Source organism: Mesorhizobium sp. M4A.F.Ca.ET.020.02.1.1, assembly GCF_004022645.1.
Classification (GTDB): domain Bacteria; phylum Pseudomonadota; class Alphaproteobacteria; order Rhizobiales; family Rhizobiaceae; genus Mesorhizobium.
The window spans coordinates 1-379 of the sequence record NZ_RZOI01001441.1 but is presented as its reverse complement, the minus strand read 5'-3'; the positions used below and the strand labels follow the sequence as shown (position 1 = coordinate 379).

The 379-nt window shown below is 65.4% G+C and carries 1 protein-coding gene; it reads left to right on the top strand.

Annotated features, from left to right (window positions below; translation table 11 throughout):
• On the top strand, positions 1-379 hold a 379-nt coding region (locus EN742_RS37585; protein ID WP_189375794.1), incomplete at both ends, for a cyclase family protein.

Sequence of the window (379 nt, the reverse complement as noted above, 5' to 3'; positions counted from 1 at the left end):
CCGCAGCACTGGATCACCGGCAAGGACTATCCGGACGGCGCCACCGACACCATTCCGGCGCAGAATTTCGTCGGCCCGGTCAATGTCATCGACTGCTCGACGGAATCGGCCGCCGACCACGATTTCCTGCTCACCGTCGACCACATCAAGGCCTGGGAAGCCAAGCATGGCGCCATCAATGCCGGCGAGTGGGTGGTGATGCGCACCGACTGGTACAAGCGCAACGGCTCGGAAGCCGCTTTCCTCAACGCCAACGAAACCGGCCCGCACACGCCGGGCCCGACGGCGGAAGCCATCCAGTTCCTGATCGGCAAGGACATCAAGGGCTGGGGCTCGGAGACCATCGGCACCGATGCCGGCAAGGCCGGCGGCATGGAGC